At 37.7% G+C, this 15,285-nt stretch carries 22 protein-coding genes; 14 read left to right on the forward strand and 8 right to left on the reverse strand.

Going from position 1 to position 15,285, the window contains the following annotated elements; translation table 11 throughout:
• Positions 1-12: 12 nt before the first annotated feature.
• Both MKY88_RS09820 and MKY88_RS09825 read left to right on the forward strand, forming a co-directional pair.
• On the forward strand, positions 13-570 hold the full coding sequence (locus MKY88_RS09820; RefSeq protein WP_328201732.1) for an isochorismatase family protein: 558 nt from the start codon (positions 13-15) through the stop codon (positions 568-570).
• Between the two features lie 409 nt (positions 571-979).
• Positions 980-1,864 (forward strand): AraC family transcriptional regulator, encoded by an 885-nt coding sequence (locus tag MKY88_RS09825; protein ID WP_328201730.1) that lies wholly within the window; start codon positions 980-982, stop codon positions 1,862-1,864.
• Positions 1,865-1,875: 11 nt separating this feature from the next.
• On the opposite strand, the gene csaA is transcribed toward MKY88_RS09825, so the two are convergent.
• The 3 genes from csaA to MKY88_RS09840 all read right to left on the reverse strand — a co-directional run bounded on the left by csaA (position 1,876) and on the right by MKY88_RS09840 (position 3,314).
• Complete coding sequence (csaA, locus tag MKY88_RS09830) at positions 1,876-2,208, reverse strand: chaperone CsaA (protein WP_069481086.1); 333 nt, start codon at positions 2,206-2,208, stop codon at positions 1,876-1,878.
• A 98-nt stretch (positions 2,209-2,306) separates the two neighbouring features.
• Positions 2,307-2,483, reverse strand: coding sequence for a hypothetical protein (locus MKY88_RS09835; protein WP_008179752.1), 177 nt, complete (start codon positions 2,481-2,483; stop codon positions 2,307-2,309).
• A 114-nt stretch (positions 2,484-2,597) separates the two neighbouring features.
• The gene (locus MKY88_RS09840) at positions 2,598-3,314 is read right to left on the reverse strand and encodes a hypothetical protein (protein ID WP_193831717.1); all 717 of its coding nucleotides are present in this window, start codon (positions 3,312-3,314) and stop codon (positions 2,598-2,600) included.
• A 270-nt stretch (positions 3,315-3,584) separates the two neighbouring features.
• Between MKY88_RS09840 and MKY88_RS09845 the strand changes: the two genes are divergently transcribed.
• The 6 genes from MKY88_RS09845 to MKY88_RS09870 all read left to right on the forward strand — a co-directional run bounded on the left by MKY88_RS09845 (position 3,585) and on the right by MKY88_RS09870 (position 7,518).
• Positions 3,585-3,869 (forward strand): DUF5316 domain-containing protein, encoded by a 285-nt coding sequence (locus tag MKY88_RS09845; RefSeq protein WP_328201723.1) that lies wholly within the window; start codon positions 3,585-3,587, stop codon positions 3,867-3,869.
• Positions 3,870-3,903: 34 nt separating this feature from the next.
• Positions 3,904-4,110, forward strand: coding sequence for a hypothetical protein (locus tag MKY88_RS09850; protein WP_328201720.1), 207 nt, complete (start codon positions 3,904-3,906; stop codon positions 4,108-4,110).
• A gap of 106 nt (positions 4,111-4,216) precedes the next feature.
• Positions 4,217-4,525, forward strand: coding sequence for a hypothetical protein (locus tag MKY88_RS09855; RefSeq protein ID WP_008179743.1), 309 nt, complete (start codon positions 4,217-4,219; stop codon positions 4,523-4,525).
• Positions 4,526-4,592: 67 nt separating this feature from the next.
• Positions 4,593-5,947, forward strand: a protein-coding gene (locus tag MKY88_RS09860) for an IS3 family transposase (RefSeq protein ID WP_156314004.1) whose coding sequence is annotated in 2 segments (ribosomal slippage) — positions 4,593-5,046 and positions 5,046-5,947 — 1,356 coding nt in all. Because the reading frame shifts where the segments join, the coding sequence is not laid out codon by codon here.
• Between the two features lie 136 nt (positions 5,948-6,083).
• A complete protein-coding gene (locus MKY88_RS09865) occupies positions 6,084-6,503 on the forward strand; it encodes a hypothetical protein (RefSeq protein WP_193831720.1) in 420 nt (139 codons plus the stop codon).
• Between the two features lie 202 nt (positions 6,504-6,705).
• Positions 6,706-7,518 carry a DnaD domain protein gene (locus MKY88_RS09870; protein ID WP_193831721.1) on the forward strand — a complete coding sequence of 271 codons (813 nt, stop codon included), beginning with the start codon at positions 6,706-6,708 and terminating at the stop codon, positions 7,516-7,518.
• On the opposite strand, the gene MKY88_RS09875 is transcribed toward MKY88_RS09870, so the two are convergent.
• The gene (locus MKY88_RS09875) at positions 7,515-8,432 is read right to left on the reverse strand and encodes a phosphotransferase family protein (RefSeq protein ID WP_340813515.1); all 918 of its coding nucleotides are present in this window, start codon (positions 8,430-8,432) and stop codon (positions 7,515-7,517) included. The genes MKY88_RS09870 and MKY88_RS09875 overlap by 4 nt on opposite strands.
• 386 nt (positions 8,433-8,818) lie before the next feature.
• Here MKY88_RS09875 and MKY88_RS09880 point away from each other — a divergent pair, with 386 nt between their 5' ends.
• Positions 8,819-9,598, forward strand: a complete 780-nt coding sequence (locus MKY88_RS09880) for an N-acetylmuramoyl-L-alanine amidase (RefSeq protein ID WP_328205128.1) — start codon at positions 8,819-8,821, stop codon at positions 9,596-9,598.
• A 111-nt stretch (positions 9,599-9,709) separates the two neighbouring features.
• Positions 9,710-9,994 carry a hypothetical protein gene (locus MKY88_RS09885; RefSeq protein WP_193831723.1) on the forward strand — a complete coding sequence of 95 codons (285 nt, stop codon included), beginning with the start codon at positions 9,710-9,712 and terminating at the stop codon, positions 9,992-9,994.
• A gap of 42 nt (positions 9,995-10,036) precedes the next feature.
• Here the strand turns inward: MKY88_RS09885 and MKY88_RS09890 are convergent, their stop codons facing one another.
• The 4 genes from MKY88_RS09890 to MKY88_RS09905 all read right to left on the reverse strand — a co-directional run bounded on the left by MKY88_RS09890 (position 10,037) and on the right by MKY88_RS09905 (position 12,925).
• Positions 10,037-10,639 carry a copper amine oxidase N-terminal domain-containing protein gene (locus MKY88_RS09890; RefSeq protein WP_258268504.1) on the reverse strand — a complete coding sequence of 201 codons (603 nt, stop codon included), beginning with the start codon at positions 10,637-10,639 and terminating at the stop codon, positions 10,037-10,039.
• Between the two features lie 154 nt (positions 10,640-10,793).
• Positions 10,794-11,285: a DUF2975 domain-containing protein gene (locus MKY88_RS09895; protein ID WP_258268505.1), complete on the reverse strand. Its 492-nt coding sequence runs from the start codon at positions 11,283-11,285 to the stop codon at positions 10,794-10,796.
• A 140-nt stretch (positions 11,286-11,425) separates the two neighbouring features.
• Positions 11,426-12,133, reverse strand: a complete 708-nt coding sequence (locus MKY88_RS09900) for a DNA alkylation repair protein (protein ID WP_340813517.1) — start codon at positions 12,131-12,133, stop codon at positions 11,426-11,428.
• A gap of 171 nt (positions 12,134-12,304) precedes the next feature.
• Positions 12,305-12,925, reverse strand: coding sequence for a hypothetical protein (locus tag MKY88_RS09905; protein ID WP_258268507.1), 621 nt, complete (start codon positions 12,923-12,925; stop codon positions 12,305-12,307).
• Positions 12,926-13,150: 225 nt separating this feature from the next.
• Between MKY88_RS09905 and MKY88_RS09910 the strand changes: the two genes are divergently transcribed.
• From MKY88_RS09910 to MKY88_RS09925, 4 genes are all read left to right on the forward strand, one after another.
• Positions 13,151-13,486: a KGG domain-containing protein gene (locus tag MKY88_RS09910; RefSeq protein ID WP_258268508.1), complete on the forward strand. Its 336-nt coding sequence runs from the start codon at positions 13,151-13,153 to the stop codon at positions 13,484-13,486.
• A 192-nt stretch (positions 13,487-13,678) separates the two neighbouring features.
• Positions 13,679-14,236, forward strand: coding sequence for an integrase (locus MKY88_RS09915; RefSeq protein WP_328205119.1), 558 nt, complete (start codon positions 13,679-13,681; stop codon positions 14,234-14,236).
• A gap of 72 nt (positions 14,237-14,308) precedes the next feature.
• Positions 14,309-14,491, forward strand: coding sequence for a hypothetical protein (locus tag MKY88_RS09920; RefSeq protein WP_230584799.1), 183 nt, complete (start codon positions 14,309-14,311; stop codon positions 14,489-14,491).
• 255 nt (positions 14,492-14,746) lie between these two features.
• Complete coding sequence (locus MKY88_RS09925) at positions 14,747-14,965, forward strand: hypothetical protein (protein WP_258268510.1); 219 nt, start codon at positions 14,747-14,749, stop codon at positions 14,963-14,965.
• Positions 14,966-15,285 lie beyond the last annotated feature (320 nt).

The raw sequence follows: 15,285 nt of genomic DNA on the forward strand, positions 1-15,285 counted from the left end.
GGAGAGATGCGTTTGAAACAAGCGTTAGTTGTGATTGATGCACAGCAAGAACTGATAGAGGGTAATCAGGAGGAACAAGCTGTTTATCGCAAAGAAGAATTACTAGAGACGATCAATAAGGTAATAAAAAAGGCTATCGAGGAAAAAGTTCAAATTATTTTTGTTCGTGATCAAGATGTGGCTGGTGGGGAAGGAGATGGCTTTCAAGTACATAAAAAAATCCATGTTCCAACGTCAGCTGTCTTTTTTGATAAACTCGCTACTAATGCATTCTACAAAACTGGGTTGCTGGACTATTTAAAGGATCAAGACGTACAGCATTTAGTAATGATGGGGTGTAAAACCGAGCATTGTGTGGATACAGCCGTCAGAGCAGCCACTGTTCACGGCTTCGATGTCACAGTTGTCGCTGATGGACATTCTACGAACGGCTCCAAGCATTTAGTACCGGAAGCCATGATCGCACATCATAATGACATATTACATGGTCATTACAATGTTGACCATTTCTCGCTTGTGCGTCATTCAGACGAAGACTTATTTGAACCTAGCCATTCAAGCTACCGCTAACATAATAATGACCAAGAATTTTAGTTCTTGGTCATTTCTTTCACTTTATAATGATCAAACTACTACATAAAAGACGTTATGATAGAGCTAGGGCTTGTCCCAAAGGATAGAGTTTTTTCAGAAATTGAAATTGATAACACATTTGATATGCTAAAAAAATGGAATACAAGCTATGCTTGATCCTTCTTATTCATAGGGCCACTGTGCGAGCAGTGACCCTAAGTATCAAGTCAGGAGGTGTAAGGCTAAAATTAGCTTTACACTATTATATGTATGTGAAAGTAGCTTCGAAAGTTAGTTATCTGCCTGTTCGATAGATTATTTTTTTGAAAGGCGACTAAATCGGGCACAATATGTCGGATGACTCAATTCTATTCTTGCTAATGTTGTGGAAAGGGAGGTTATTCAAGTGGATTCATGCACACGATTGAATGAAGCGGTTGCCTATATTGAGGCCAATTTGATCAATGACATTGATATGAAGGAAGTGGCAAGAAGAGCGTATTGTTCTGAGTACCACTTTAAAAGAATGTTTTCATTTCTTGCAGGCATATCGCTCTCCGAATACATTCGTCGGAGACGTTTGACACTGGCTGCTCTTGAATTGTCGAACTCCTCTATGAGAATCCTGGATATAGCAGTTAAGTATGGATATAGCTCAGCAGATGCATTTACAAGAGCCTTTCAGCACTTACATGGGATTACACCTTCAGAGGCGAGGCAAACTGGCCAAACATTCAAAGCTTTTCCACGTATGACCTTCCAACTTACTATCCAAGGAGGAATTGAAATGAATTACCGACTCGAGCAAAAGGAAGCCTTTCACATCGTTGGCTTGATGAAACGCGTACCAATTATATTTCAGGGAGAAAATCCGGACATTGTGAAATTAGCGCAATCCCTAACAATCACCGATATTGAGCAACTGAAAAAGCTGTCTAATGTGGAGCCTAAGGGCATCATCCAAGTCTCTACAAATTTTTCAGAGGGGCGAATGGAGCAGAAGGGAGAACTCGATCATTATATTGGCGTGGCTACTACAGGAACAAACCCTGGGCACTTTTGTCAACTTGCTGTCCCAGCGAGTACATGGGCTGTCTTTACAGTGGTAGGACCTTTCCCACAAACACTTCAGGAAATGTGGGGCCGCATCTATGCTGAGTGGTTTCCATCTTCTAGCTATGAACAAATTGCTGGCCCTGAAATAGTCAGTCATACGAGCACCGATTTTTCCTCTCCAACCTTTACAAGTGAAATATGGATACCCATTCACAAAAAAGAGCCTCTTGCATAATGCATGGCTCTTTAATGTATTTTTGTTCCATTTGGTACATGTTGATCAGGTGTTAACAGGATGACGTCTCCCTCACCTGGCACTCCACCAATCACTAACACCTCTGATTTAAAGCCGGCAACTCGGCGTGGGGGGAAATTAACAATTGCTACGACTTGCTTTCCGACCATTACCTCTGGCGTATAACGTTTTGTAATTTGGGCCGAAGACTGTTTAATGCCGAGCTCCTCACCAAAATCGATGTTCATTTTTATTGCTGGAACACGCGCTTTTGGTAGCTCCTGTGCCTCCAAGACCGTACCAACTCGTAGATCAAGCGCTGTAAAATCTTCAAATGTGGCCATTATACAACTCTCCTTCATTTCAACTATATTACCATGCTAACATTGTGTGGGAAATTATTCAAAATAAAAAAGAAGAGCACTATAGTGCCCTTCTTTTCTTAACGACGATGCTCTACCAGGTCAATAGCTCCTAACACAATATGAGCTAAACCAAAGCCAAAAATGGTGTTGGCCACCATTTTATTAGAGCCATGCTTTTGCTTCATGGCATATCCTGCCGCTGTGACAGCCGACCCGAGAATAGTTGGGATTAAACCTTCACGAACATTATTCATAAAATTGATCCCTCCGTCGTATGATTCGGTATAAGTTTCATACCATACTTACTATGAACGTTTGGAGCTTATCCTATACGAATAAATAATAGGATGAAAATATACGACTGTCATTTATTGTTGAATAGGTACTACTTCTATTTGAGCGACCATAAATTCATTCCTAGTATGATCAAATTTATAGGTAATGTGGAAATCAGCCACATACATAGGAAAGACACTGGCTGCAAGGGTCAATTGTATCTTTTGATTTTCTAAATAGTAAATCGTTATCCCACCAAAGCCCAATTCATCCTGCTGTAATTCTAGCTCTGGATCGATTTGATAGTCAAAGTGATATTCCTTGCCAAGTGCTCGGCCCGTAATATTTAATGTTTCATGGTCTTTTTTCACAATGTTTGACTCCATATGCTGAGCAACAATTTCCTCATAATGAGGAACCTTTATTTCTTGTAAGTCCTGATCTACAACATGAATATCATAATTATCTAGCTCTGTTCCTCTGCCAGTTTGAATGATTATTACAGCTTCTTCTTTGCCATCTTCCGTCATATCTATGTAAAACACTTGTGGCTCGGTTCCTGTATCACTAGGGTTGTTCCAATTAAAGTCCTTCACCCTCCCATTAACCTCTAGCTTTACGCCATCTTCTTTCTTATATAGTTTTACTTCATTATTGTCGGAGGCCCCAATTAATGTGGCATCTATATGTGTTGGGCTGTGGGCTTCATTAGAAATTCGTTCTTCTATTGGATCTTCTTTTTGACCTGACTGGCATCCTGAACATATAACTGTACTCAACAATAGCAATGTACCAATTTCTTTTTTCAATTTTTATCTACACCTTTCTTATTCTTTGTAAAACCTAGTCATTTATAACGAATAGCTGCAAACCAATGGGGGAATAAGCCGATATACATGAGCGAACTATTACTACATTATTTTTGCCTCATTCTATAAAGCGAGCTTAATTGCAATAATTTACAATATAAATAAAATTCCACTTTATATTATATAATTGTTGTAGTGAATATGAAAATTTTGGATTTATTGAAACGAAAATGAAGCATCAACCGTATACTAAAGTAAGGGGGTGCGGAAATGAAATATGTAGGCATCGGAACGATATTGTCCATCCTAGGTGTAGTATTTTCAATCCTAATATGGGGTACAGAAAAAGCGCATTTACTTTCTGGATTTATAGGTGGAATATTCATAATATTCACTCTGTTGATGTCGGGCTCAATGGGTAGTGGTGATAGAATGCGTGCTAATTTTGCAACAGAAACAAAAGAAGATAGGGACGAACGCAATCATAGTATGAATAACGCATTATTGTTAGCATTACCGAATATTATTGTCGCTATCTTTGCGTATTATATGTGAAAATACCAGCTCAATCGAAAGGATGTTGCGTACCTTGGATAAAGAAAAAGATTATTATTCAGAAGCATCTAGATATACACTTGCAGTTGTTCTCTTTACACTCATTATTTGGGGCATCTATGATTGGCGAAATGCAACTCCCAATGGTTTTCAATTTTTATTGATAAACGAAATTGTTATCACTCTTGCGATTACACGCTACATTTTGAGGAAACGAGATCAAAGAAGAAAGCACTCTTAATAATCTTTACATAGATAATCAATAAAAGTGTCACATCTACCCTAGGTGTGGCTTTTTTTGTTGCATTTAATAGGTAGGAGTACATTTGCAATAGAGAGGTGGTACTATGCAATTAACAGATGGTACACGGACATTTGAAACGGATATAATTGATGAAGCTGCTAGAAAAAAAGAACGTGATGAGCAGGAGCGAGAGATGCTTAATGCATTTGCGCGCTATGCATATCTTCGATACAAGCAAATACGGGATAAGGTCAATCCGCGTAAATGCAAATATATGTATATCCATCAAGTTCGCCAACAATTAACTTCACCAGCAAGATTGCAACGTGTTTGCAATCTTGTAGGCATGACTGATGAAGAAGTACTTTATATTGTAGAATTTGTCCGCAAGTATTTGAAATACGTCAAATAAAAACCTCATCATTGAACTGCACCCCAATTGTTAGACACATCTAACAATTGGAGGTGCAGTTTTTTTAATGGCTAAATATACTGCAGAGGAAAAATTACAAGCAGCTTTACGATACTTAGAAGGCAAAGAAAGTTCACATGAAATTGCTAAATCGATCGGGACAGATAATAAGGCAATTCTTATTTGGGCTAAACAATATGAGTATAACGGTGTAAAAGCGTTTATAAAATCGTATACAAACTATACAGCACAGTTTAAACTAGACGTACTAAACTACATGATTGAACACGGTACGTCCTTAATAGAAACAGCAGCTATCTTTGGTATAGCAGCTCCATCGTCCATTATTCATTGGCGAAAACAGTTTGAAACAAAAGGATTCGATGCCCTTCAATCAAAGAAAAAGGGGCATCCATCCATGAAAAAAGAAACCAATAAACAACCACAACAAACACCAGTAGAAGGCTCACCGGAAGCACTTCAAGATCGTATCAAGCAGCTTGAAATGGAAAACGAGTATTTAAAAAAGTTGAACGCCTTAGTTCAAGCCAAGGAAACATCACCAAAGAAGACAAAGTAAAGGTCATCTATGAATTAAGGCATAAATACTTGGTGAAGGCACTTGTCGCATTCGCACAGATTCCACGTAGTACGTATTATGACTTAGTGAAGAAACTGAATCGTCCAGATCCAGATACCGACTTAAAGGCCGAAATTCAATCCATCTATAACGAACATGAAGGCCGATACGGATACCGTCGCATTCGTGATGAACTCGCAAATCGTGGACGAAGAGTGAATCATAAGAAGGTACAACGTATCATGAAAACACTTAATTTAAAGTGCATAGTCAGAATGAAAAAGTATAAATCATATAAAGGGGCAGTCGGTAAAATCGCACCGAATATTTTAGACCGCAATTTTACAGCTGAAGCCCCTAATGAAAAGTGGGTAACAGATATTTCGGAGTTTAAATTGTTTGGTGAAAAACTCTATTTATCTCCTGTTCTAGACTTATTTAACGGAGAAATTATTACTTACACAATTGGTCATCGACCAACGTATTCACTTGTTTCAGAAATGTTGGAGAGAGCATTAGAGAAGTTACCAGAGGAACGCCAATTACTGATGCATTCCGATCAAGGCTGGCATTATCAAATGAAGCAATACCGTCACGCGCTTGCATCAAAAGGCATTGTGCAAAGTATGTCACGTAAAGGCAACTGTTATGACAACTCGGTGATGGAGAATTTCTTTGGGATTTTGAAATCGGAATTCCTTTATTTAAAGGAGTTTGAAAGTATTGAGCATTTTAAATTGGAGCTCGAAAACTATATAACGTATTACAACACGAAACGAATTAAGGCAAAATTAAAACTGAGTCCGGTACAATACCGAACTCAGTTTACCCAAGCTGCCTAAATGAAATAACCGTGTCTAACTTTTAGGGGTCACTTCACATTGAATGGGGTTTTTTTACATAATTTCTAGGGAGAATTGTTTCTCAATAACCCACTCCATATAGTATGATGAACGTGGATAAAGGAGTGAAGCGAATTTGAGATTCATTAAATGGTTAGTTGTTTTTATTATTTTCATTGGTATAGTTGGCTATGGTGTATTACATTTTGGCACAAAATTTGCGTCCGAAAAAATTGTCAATACACTCTCAACAGAATTAGAGAATAGTGGACAAATGGAAGAAATAAAAAATACGATTGAAAATGATCCTGAGTTAAAAGCCTATATGGAAGAGGCGAAAACGGTTGATAGTAGTACGTTACCGTTTACATCGAAAGAAGAAGCTACGAAAGTAATCATTCAAAAGGTAGGCATTACAGAGCTAAATGATATTCGTGTGAAATTACAAGATGGCTCCATGACGAAAGAAGAGGCATTGCAACAGGTAGAAGGAAAATTATCAGATGAAGAAATAGCTGCATTGAAAGTTATTATTTATAAAGAACTGTACGAATAACAAAGCACACTCAAAATGGGCAGTTAGCCTTGCAGTAGAGACACTTACTAAATGGTAAGTGTCTTTTTTGTTGTACATGTATGCAGAAGGCCATCCTCTGGAAACGACCATTTTTTAGCGAATTAGAAAAAATTGTCCCTTTTTACAGCATGCACTTGTATATAGATAGTACAGAGATTAATTGTGGAGGAGATGGATAGCCATGATCTACAGAGTTGTGAAGAACGAAAATTTTGTCGTATTGGACAAGGGCTTTTTAAATGATGACCAATTAAGCTGGAAGGCAAAGGGGTTACTTGCTTACATGCTGTCATTACCGGATGATTGGGATTTTTGTCTGACCGATTTAGCGACACGTAGTAAATGTGGACGTGAAGCAACTGCTAGCATTATTAATGAACTGATTCTGGCAGGTTATCTTCAAAAGGTACAGGAGAGAACAAAGGATGGGAAATTCAGTAAGGTGGAGTTTGTCGTTTTTGAAGCCTCAAAACGTGCTGCCCAGCCGTCAACGGGTTATCCGTCAACGGCCGCGCCACAAACGGAAAAGCCCACACAACTAAATAATAAATTACTAAATAACCAATTACTAAAAAATAAAGATGATGATCAACAATCACATACAGCCTACTACTTTTACGAACAACAAGGCTTTGGCTCTCTGTCGGCATATATGACTGCAAAAATTCATTCCTGGCTTAACATTTTTTCAGAGGAAATAGTCATCCATGCGATGAAGCTAGCTGTGGAACACAATGTATTGCGCTGGCGGTATGTTGAAAAAATATTGCAAAATTGGCATCATAAACAACTAAAGACTATGGCAGATATTGCTTCAGATCAAATGCGCTTTCATGCCCAAAAGATAAAAGTGACGGACATGCCAGCCAATAGACGTCAAGAGATTATTCCGCAGTGGTTTTATCATCGTCATGAAGAGGAATGGCCACAGCAGCCAACCATTAATTTTGAAGCAGAAAGACAAAAAATATTAGCGCTGCTCGAAAGTGGTTAAACGTCCTGTTGATCGGCATACCATAAAGGCTTAACGGATGAAAAGTAATCATGATCCTGTAAAATTAGCTGAATTCTGGCTAACCCATCGTCAAACGATTGCGAATCATTTTGGCGTGTCCAAGCAATGGTTGAAATGACATTCATGGCTGCATATAAGGCATAAAGTCGCCAAAACTGATCATCTGGTGGCTGGGTGAAATACCCATTAATTTGCCCGACACAAAAGGGGACACTATGCCCTCTACTAAACAAGGCTAGATTATAAAAATCATGATAGGGATCCCCGACATCATAGCCATTGAAATCAATAATCCCGTTGAAACTATTTTGGTGGCAAATAATGTGACCAAGATGGTAATCATCATGAAGAAGCGTAATAGGGCGTTGTCTTAATAGCGGCCAATGTTCTTCAATAAAGCTCAATAATTTAGCCTCTTTCGGGATTTGATAAGAATCCTGGTGATAGGCTTGTAAATAATTAGTAAATTTCTTTTTTTGTAACGTCTCCCAATGGACAGTTTTTGGTGATTTCACCTGATGAATTTTTCTTAATTCTTTCCCAGCCATCAGACCAAGATGGTACTGCTCTATGTCCGAAAGCTGAAGAATGATTTCATCCGCAGGGGTGCCTATTAAATAGCTCATAACCATCGCTGAAAGATTGTCGTCAGGGAGGACCATATATTCAATGGCCCTATGTGTTTGAACTCCCTGTAGCTCTAAGTCCTGCAGCAAAGTAAATTCAATCCATCTTTTGTCGTGGTGTGCGAGATCGGATAGGCGTACAAAATAAGGTGTATCATCAACTGTTACGACATATTTGATATCAGGGGAATAACCTTTGTCGATTTTTTTAATAGCAGTGTAACCGTGTAAACTAGTTAATCGATTCATGATATTTTCTACAACCACTTTATCTCTCTCCTTCAATCAGTTTAGAAGATACAAAATACTATATTGAGCTGTCCTTTGTCAATGTACCTGTTGAAGTGAAATGATCATTTATTCATCATTTTAAATAATATTCATGAGCACAACTAACTAGAAAAAATGGTGTAGCTTGCATTTACTAGAATAAGTGAATGTTTTTCTCTTAAATCATTTACGGTCATTAGCTTTACATGCAGCAAAAAAGGTGAAATAGAGCAGTCACCCATTCAGCCCCATCAGTCAACCATGGCAAATAGCTAGAATATCGCAATATAACTAGTAGTTGATTCTCCCCTAAAATCGACATAAATATTGATGAATAACATGGTTGTCATTTGCAAAAAAATGAGAGGAAAGGATGGTGCATAATGAGTTATGTTATTGAAATGCAAATAATGTCAGGATTACCTAATCAGCCGCTCACCGCCATCAAATACGTGGTAGCACATGAATCAGGTAACAGCACTAACACAGGTCCAAAAGCATTAGAAAATGAAATTGCCTATATGAATAGAAATAAAGCCAATGCCTTCGTTTCTCACTGGGTAGGGGGAGGTGGACGCATTGTGCAAATAGCACCCGTTAACCGCGTCCAATATGGTTGTGGACCAAAAGGAAATCCATATAGCTATGCCCAAGTAGAGCTAGCGCGGACTTCCGATAAGGAACAATTTAAAAAGGATTATGCGGCTTATATTTGGTTATTGCGTAAAATGGCTATAGAAGCAGGGATTCCTACTATTTTAGATGGTACCGGCAACGGCATTAAATCACATCGATGGATAGCCGATAATTTGGGCGGCACCACACACAAAGATCCGTTTGCCTATTTAATGAGTATGGGTATTTCCGAAGCACAGTTCCAACAAGATATAAAAAATGGCCTGGAGGAGGAGTTAACCGTGTCACAATATAATGAGTTGAAGCAGGAAATAGAAGCTTTAAAAAGCTTATTAGCAACTAAAGCCAGTTTACAATCCGACCGAGAAGTAGGCGCATCTTATAAAGAAGCATGGGATTGGGCTATTCGAGAAGGTATTATTCGAGGAGATGGTAGTAAAACTATGAATCCAGCAGGCGTTCTCACGCGGGAGCAAATGGCTACTATGCTCAAACGATATTACGATAAATTTGTCGATAATAAATAACTATGCTATAATAAAGAAAGGATAAAGTTCGTTGAAACAGCGTGCTTTATCTTTTTTTTTTAAATCTTTAGAACTTTTGTCGAAATAAATAGAAGAGAGGCGGGGGTTAGGATGTTAACAAAAATAAGAAAAGTAAAATTTGAGCAGGAACGAAAAAATCCGTTATATAACGTGGTCATGGAGTGTCCAGATGGAAAGCAACTATATGTAAAATTTGATTATACTTATAAGACTAAAAACTTCTGGCCATTAGAAGTAAATTATAATAAGAAAAATTATGGCGCTAAACTGGCATGGTATACAAATGAAGTAGAAAATATGACAGTTGCTGCATTTTTAGAGAAAATTGCTAATAAAATTAATAAAAAATATCAGTTTGAGTTAAAACAACACTAAAAAAGCAGCATCCTTCAGGGGAAGCTGCTTTTTGCTTGTCCATTATTTTGTTGTAATATAGACCGTTAATTTGGCTTCATCAAATGTTACCTCTGCGCCAAGTGCTTGACTTACAAAACGTAAAGGTACCATTGTTGTTCCTTGATAAACTTCAGCAGGGTGACTGAGGCTAATGGTAGATGTCGTTCCATTGGCATCAACATAAGCCGTTTTGTTACCAACGCCGATGACAATTTTCTTGCTGTTCTTCGTCGCAGTTACTTTTTTAGTAGCACTATCATAAGAAACTGTTGCACCAAGTGCTTCAAAAATCGGTTTCATCGGTACCAATGTTGTACTATTTTTCATGTAGGCGCTTGGCGTATAACTTTGTTTTACATTATTCAAATAAACGGCTACTTTTGTCAATGCTGGTGCTTGTATTGCTGTAGTGGGCTGTGTATAGTTGCTTTGACCACCTGAGGACGAACCCCCACCCCCATTCCCATTATGATAATGGTAGCCTGTACAAAGACCTTTTGCCTTTGACTTCTCTGAACAATTATGGCCACCATTTTTATCTAGACGCCCTGGATGCGCGTCAGCAATCGAGGTAGTAGTGAAGAAGAGTGTCATCATCGCTAAAAATAAGACCAGTTTTTTCATATGTATCCTCCTATTATCAAAATATGTAATTATTATACTATAAAAAAGTAAAATTTGGAATGTTTTTATAGTAAATTAGTAGTGAATGACAATGAAGCTGTTACATGCACAAAATGGAAGGCACTAACAAATCAATTGTTGGTGCCAACTTGTTTTAAACGGTTAATTCATTTTCAGATTGCAACTCCACTGTTTTTTGTAATAGACGATGAAGGACAGCTGCAAAGATTGCTATGGTACTGGATACAAATATACTAATCAGTGCCATCATAATAATTCCAGTCATATCTTCTTTACCATAAAAAAGTATCATAGACAGTGTAATACCAGTTAGTAGGAAGAGAACGATGGTCATTGCACACTGTTTGATCTTTTTTAGCACACGAACAGAAGAATCTGAGAAGGCCTTGTTCTGATCGATATTTGTTAATAGGCGATACGCTTGATATAAAGCCATAAGGTAGGGAATACAAAGTGTATAGGTATAGATGAAAAAAAGATAGGACAAATAGGCGGTCTCGGGATGTGCCGCAGCATCTCTTTGAACCATACCTGGTAACCAAATTATCCCGACAGCACAAACGGGGATAGCCATTAAAATAAGAACAATCTTTAAGAAAAAGGTTGTTCCTTGTTGTCGTTTCATAAAAGCACCTCATTCATCATTGGTAAATTGATTCTAAAACAAAATTTATCGATAATCAATAAAAAAATAGTGAAAAGCAATATTTTTTTATTTAAAAAGGCATTCATCCATATTGGATCAATGCCTTTTAGTATGATTCATTAACATCTTACATATTTACGTTTAAAACCGAGCTTCCCTCGATTGAGTTCCTTTTGAATATTTTCATAGGCATTCAGTGTCGTGCTTTTTTTATTGTCACGCTTCATTTCCACAGGACCGACTGTCTGTGCTGTTGCCACTGCTTTTTCGTGAAGGGGTACATAAGAAATAGCGACTGTGTAAAGGAAATTATTCATCGCAGATTTTGTTCGTTCGGGTGCAGTGTGAATCGTTTTATTCACGACATCTAGCATGCTCGCTAATTTGCTCTCAGAAAACTCGCTATCTTTTCGATTTCCTAAAAGCCAACAATAGCAGCTCCAGCCCGCTGACATTTTCAGTTCCTCACCACTTGCAATCCATGCATCTGCCACCTCTTGTGCTATAGGGGATTCCGCTAAAGTGACTGCCACTACATAATCAGATAGCATATAAAAGTAGGCAGAATCCATCCATCGATCAAAGTCAGCCGCCGTCATCATTTTTGGATCGGCAATGATACCCGCAAAGTACATAGCATCATAATTGCCAGTAGCATAAAGCTCTTCTGCTAAAGCTTGATTGATTTTAATTTTTTTAGCAATTGGCTTCATCGCTCCAGTTGCCACGCCAAAAACTGGTTCATGTGCCCCATTCGACATATACATTTTCTTCGTACGTTCTTTACCTAGCTCCTCCAGCTCCTGCATCACCATTTCTGCATTCATAGAAGCACTTCCTTTTTATCTAATTTCAACGCCATCCCTTATTATCCTATATGGAATGCCCTTTTGTCATGGCTGAACTAGTTTCGTCAGGAGAAGGAGAGTGTGCTAATGCTTCCATGCGATTAGAATAAAAAATTCTCTATTCAAATATAGTTGGTTCACTTGAATGGATTAAAGCCTATTCCAAATAAACATAAATTGTGCTGCATCCGCTTCAAGAGCTAGTTGGTGATACTCGGTTGACTCATCCTCAGTAATTAAGCGACCTTTTTGAACATTTAAAATGGCATGCTTAACAGAATCGGGATGTTCAACGGAATAGTGAGAATCCTTTAGGAGCGTCAGGGCAGATCGACATTTATGTTTATCAATACGTTCATTTTTTCCTTTGAAATATAGTTTTATAAGGTAGGGGATATCATCGATGATTAATCCAAGCTCTGGGTTTGAACGCACGATAAGGTCATCACAAACCCAATTAGATTTACCCGGTTCAAACCACTGCACATTTTTGTTTTTAAAAAATTTTAAGTAAGATTTTATAGCTTCTTGATAATTTTTCTGACGAGCAGGGAGGGCATTGTCTACAATATCGAGAAGGTAGGAGTCATTAAAATGATGCTCATGGTATTTTTTTAACCCCTCGCGTAATGCTTTCCAATAATCCTTAATTGGATGATAATCCCCCTGATATTTAATATCTTTCACAAACTTCGTCTTGGCGGCACTTCCCTTCATCGTGAAGTCCGTAAATTGTGTTAAGCCAATAGATGGCTTTGTCAAAATCGTCATTTTCACATCACCCTTCCTTCAAAAAATTACAATGTTATAGATTAGTATTATATTGAAATGAGTAAATTTATATGATTGCTCAAAGCCTGATGAGCGCTAGGATTGAAAGGTTCTACTACTATAGAAAAATCATTTTTTGAAAAAAAGGATGTTTAGATAGGATGAAGCTGGGAATATAAATAGCGAGCTAGTCAATAGCTCAAAAAAAATTAGGAGGAATAGAAAATGGCTAACAAGCAAAACAATCGCAACAGAAACAACAATGAAAACATGACTGTCGAAGAAGCGGGACGTAAAGGCGGAGAAGCTACCTCCAGAAATCATGATCGTGATTTTTATGAAGAAATAGGACGTAAGGGTGGCGAGGCTACGTCTAAAAATCATGGACATGAATTTTATCAAGAGATTGGTCAAAAGGGTGGAGAAGCTACAGCTGACAACCACGGCGAGGATTTTTATGAAGAAATAGGTCGCAAAGGCGGCGAGGCTCGCAGCAAACAGCGTAGTAATAGCACCCACACCAACGGTAACCAAAATCGCCAAAATAACAATAATCGCTAATAACTTTAAAAATAAGATAAAACCCTTCACACACGGGGCGTTTGTAGTTTTTACTACAAGCGCCTTTTTTGTTGAGCATTTCCTCTATATCAATAGGATGAATTTGTTGAATTTATATGAATTGTAGTATATATTTAATCCGCTTCTATTATAGTTACATGAGAATGTTTGCAGAGGAAATGAGGACGGTTCATGACCAAACAACTTAAAGAGAAAGATCTATATGAAATCATCAACTCCGTTGTGCAGGCTGTTGGCATGACGATGACTATAAAGCAGGACCATTCAGGAGTTAATATGAGTTATAACTTTATTGGGGATTATGTAGGTTTTGATGCTGAACGTTTAATCGAGGCAAAGAATGAGCTGCAATATCCACCTTCACTTGAAGTGTATGTAAAAACAATGACCTTACATGAACTGGGTCATGCGGTGGATCGTGAAGCATTACAGTCATCGCTTCCGCGTACCATTGAAATTTTTACAATGAAAAAACAACATACCTTACAGGAAATTTATCTTCATGAGCATCTGTTATCTATGTTGCTGGAAGAACATGACATGAATATTCAATTTGAGCAAACAGCATGGGAAAATGCTTGGGCTCTCAATCGCAAACATCACTTCGTATGTGAAGAGGATTTTAATTATATAAAGCAGCATAGCCTAGCGACCTATAAAAAAATATATGAGCAAGATTTACAAGCATATCACCATCTTTTGAACCAGCTTGTACCTCAATTAGCATAGCTAGAAATGATTATTTCATACCTTTCCAAGAATGAGATCAAACCAATTAGGGCAATGTAATATTACTTGGAGGTGATCATTTTGACAAAGGGCAAGCAATATAAACGTCAGTCAGAGTTGGCGGAATTAGCGACAGATTTAAGTCCAGATGATTTAGATGTGCGTGAAGATAATGCTTTAACAAAAGAACAAAAGAAAAATTCAAACGATACTCATTGTTCGAACGAATCATCATCACGTAAATCTCAATCATAATTCACACACCACAATCCATTCGATTGTGGTATTATTTTTGACCGTCATTTCATCATACGTAAACTAAAGCTACAAAAGATGGATAGAATCATGACATAAAATAACATAGAGACATTTCATTTTCATTCGGAATGGTTCCTAAAACGACCTTTCCTCTTAAGATGTATTGGCGAATTCTACATATATTAAGAACCATCACTTTTTTTTGTAAACACAATGTTATAATCTTTGTATTGAAAGAGGGGGTTGGAAAAAATGGGATTTTTTATTATGTTTATAGGCATCATCGTAGTCGTCAGCATTATCAGTAATGTTAGCAAAAAATCAAACGAATCCAATGAGCTGACACATGATCTACATTCAACAAACGATTTCAATGGTCATCATTCGCCTACTACTATTCAGGAGAACCATCATTGTGCTGACTATAGTTCAACAACTAATGATTCGTCATGTGGTCCTTCAGGGGATTGATCAATGAGTTGAATGGAAGAGGATAAAAAAAGCCTAATGATAAACAATTATCATTAGGCAAATTCATATTTAAGATTGATGTGCTTGAATGGACTGTCTTTGATGTAGTTTTTTCATCGCAAACCGAGCAATAGGCTGTGCTAATAAAAGTTCAATCCAAAAGGTCACAGCAAAATTCCTTGGCCAAATGTTAAAAAATGTCAAAATGGATCTTTCTGTAAGCAGCGTCCAAAGCTAAATAAGCCCTTCCGACTAACTAACCATAGATTATTACCATCATAAGGTTGTAAAATAAGGTTTAGATACAGAGAGAATTTGGA

The sequence above is a fragment of the Lysinibacillus sp. FSL R7-0073 genome, assembly GCF_038009065.1.
Classification (GTDB): domain Bacteria; phylum Bacillota; class Bacilli; order Bacillales_A; family Planococcaceae; genus Lysinibacillus; species Lysinibacillus fusiformis.

Excerpts from the sequence above, each read along its gene's own strand:
- MKY88_RS09900 (WP_340813517.1), bottom strand. The coding sequence starts at position 12,133 with ATGAATGCAGAAATGGTGATGCAGGAGCTGGAGGAGCTAGGTAAAGAA.
- MKY88_RS09890 (WP_258268504.1), bottom strand. The coding sequence starts at position 10,639 with ATGAAAAAACTGGTCTTATTTTTAGCGATGATGACACTCTTCTTCACT.
- MKY88_RS09910 (WP_258268508.1), top strand. The coding sequence starts at position 13,151 with ATGGCTAACAAGCAAAACAATCGCAACAGAAACAACAATGAAAACATG.
- MKY88_RS09855 (WP_008179743.1), top strand. The coding sequence starts at position 4,217 with ATGCAATTAACAGATGGTACACGGACATTTGAAACGGATATAATTGAT.
- csaA (WP_069481086.1), bottom strand. The coding sequence starts at position 2,208 with ATGGCCACATTTGAAGATTTTACAGCGCTTGATCTACGAGTTGGTACG.
- MKY88_RS09845 (WP_328201723.1), top strand. The coding sequence starts at position 3,585 with ATGAAATATGTAGGCATCGGAACGATATTGTCCATCCTAGGTGTAGTA.
- MKY88_RS09835 (WP_008179752.1), bottom strand. The coding sequence starts at position 2,483 with ATGAATAATGTTCGTGAAGGTTTAATCCCAACTATTCTCGGGTCGGCT.
- MKY88_RS09885 (WP_193831723.1), top strand. The coding sequence starts at position 9,710 with ATGTTAACAAAAATAAGAAAAGTAAAATTTGAGCAGGAACGAAAAAAT.
- MKY88_RS09915 (WP_328205119.1), top strand. The coding sequence starts at position 13,679 with ATGACCAAACAACTTAAAGAGAAAGATCTATATGAAATCATCAACTCC.
- MKY88_RS09895 (WP_258268505.1), bottom strand. The coding sequence starts at position 11,285 with ATGAAACGACAACAAGGAACAACCTTTTTCTTAAAGATTGTTCTTATT.
- MKY88_RS09880 (WP_328205128.1), top strand. The coding sequence starts at position 8,819 with ATGAGTTATGTTATTGAAATGCAAATAATGTCAGGATTACCTAATCAG.
- MKY88_RS09925 (WP_258268510.1), top strand. The coding sequence starts at position 14,747 with ATGGGATTTTTTATTATGTTTATAGGCATCATCGTAGTCGTCAGCATT.
- MKY88_RS09905 (WP_258268507.1), bottom strand. The coding sequence starts at position 12,925 with ATGACGATTTTGACAAAGCCATCTATTGGCTTAACACAATTTACGGAC.
- MKY88_RS09870 (WP_193831721.1), top strand. The coding sequence starts at position 6,706 with ATGATCTACAGAGTTGTGAAGAACGAAAATTTTGTCGTATTGGACAAG.